Genomic DNA, 2,015 nt, shown 5'->3' on the forward strand with positions numbered 1-2,015 from the left:
CACCTCCGGCTCCACCGGCCGCCCCAAGGGCGTCGCCGCCCCGCACGAGGCCGTCACGGCCACCCTCACCGGCCAGGACTTCGCCTCCTTCGGCCCGGGCGCCATCTGGCTCCAGTGCGCGCCGCTGTCCTGGGACGCGTTCGCCCTCGAACTGTGGGGTCCGCTCACCAACGGCGGCACCTGCGTGCTGCACCCCCCGGGACGCCCCGAACCCCTCACGATGGCCCGCCTGATCGCCGAGCACGGCATCACGTCCATGTACCTGTCGGCGTCCCTGTTCAACGTCGTCGTGGACGAGTACCCGGACGCCCTCGACGGCCTGAGCGAACTCCTCGTGGGCGGCGAGGCGCTGTCGCCCCCGCACGTCGCCCGCGCCCTCGCACGCCGGCCCGGCCTCCGGCTGAGCAACGGCTACGGCCCCGTCGAGTGCATGGTCTTCCTCACCACCCACCCGGTCACCCCCGCGGACCTGCGCACCGGCGGCCCCCTGCCGATCGGCCGGCCGCTCGCCGGGAAGCGCCTGCACGTCCTCGACGAGCGGCTGCGCCCGGTCCCCGACGGCGGCACGGGCGAGCTGTACGCGGCCGGTGCCGGGCTGGCCCGGGAGTACGCCGGCCAAGCGGCCCTGACCGCCGAACGCTTCGTCGCCGCCCCCTCGGGCGAACGCCTCTACCGCACCGGTGACCTGGTCCGCCACCGGACCGACGGCGTCCTCGAACACCTCGGCCGCGCCGACAGCCAGATCAAGATCCGCGGCTTCCGGGTGGAGCCCGGCGAGATCGAGACGTTCCTGGCCGGGCACCCGGGAGTCGACCGGGCCGCCGTGGTCGCCCACCCCCACCCGGCGGGAGACCGGCAGCTGACCGCGTACGTCGTCCCGCGCGGCACACCGGCGCCCACCGCGTGGGAACTGCGCGACCATGCCCGCGGCGCCCTGCCCGACCACCTGGTGCCGGCCGCCTTCGTGATCCTGGACGCCCTGCCCCTCACCCCGAGCGGCAAGCTGGACCGGGCGGCGCTGCCCGCCCCGGCCTTCGCCGCGGGCACCGGCGGCACCGGCGAGCGGGCCGGCGGCGCGGCCGACGCCACCGTCGGCGCCCTGCGCACCCTGTTCTCCGAGATCCTCTCCACCCCCCTCGGCCCCGACGACGACTTCTTCCGGCTCGGCGGCAACTCCCTGCTCGCCGCCCGGCTGGCGGGCCGTGTCCGCTCCGCGCTCGGCGTCGAGCTCGACATCCGCACGCTCTTCGAGGCGCCGACCCCGGCCCGGCTGGCCCCGCTCGTCGACCGGGCCCCCGCCGCCGTACCGCCGCCCGAGCCCGCCACCGAGGCGGGCCCGCTGCCGGTGTCCGACGCCCAGCAGCGCCTGTGGTTCCTGGACCGGACCGGCGCGGGCGCCGCCTACAACCTCCCCATGCTGGTCCGGCTGCGCGGCGCGGTCGACCCGGACGCGCTCGCCGGCGCACTGGCCGACGTCGCCGGCCGGCACGAGGTGCTGCGCACCCTCTTCGGCGAGCGCGACGGCGTCCCGGTGCGGCGGGTGCTGCACGGGACCCGGGCCGCACCGCCCTTCGCCCATGAGCACGTCGCCACGGAGGAACTGGAGTCAGCCCTGCGGGAGACGGCACGGCACCGCTTCGACCTGAGCGGCGAACCACCCGTCCGGGCCGTCCTGTTCACCCTCCGCGAGCGCCCCGACGAGCACGCGCTGCTCGTCCTCGTCCACCACATCGCCGGTGACGGCTGGTCGCTGCGACCGCTGTTCCGCGATCTCTCGCTGGCCTACGCCGCCCGCGTCCAGGGCCGCCCGGCCGGTCTCGCCCCGCTCCCCGTCCCGTACGCCGAGCACGCCCGCCGACGCCTGGACCGGCTGGGCTCCCCGGCCGATCCCGGTTCCCTGGCGGCCGTGCAGCTCGCCTACTGGACGCGGCACCTGGCGGGGCTGGACGCCGACGGCCCGCTGCTGCCGCGCCGCCCGCAGGCGCCGGCCGTGCCCGGCCCGGCCGCCGGGGTCG

General features: G+C 77.4%; 1 protein-coding gene. It reads left to right on the forward strand.

The genetic code is table 11. The annotated features are described in order from the left end of the window. Positions 1-2,015 (forward strand): AMP-binding protein (locus tag GT045_RS13880; protein WP_161334348.1); only part of this gene is annotated, 2,015 nt, incomplete at both ends.

Source organism: Streptomyces sp. SID486, from assembly GCF_009865385.1.
Classification (GTDB): domain Bacteria; phylum Actinomycetota; class Actinomycetes; order Streptomycetales; family Streptomycetaceae; genus Streptomyces.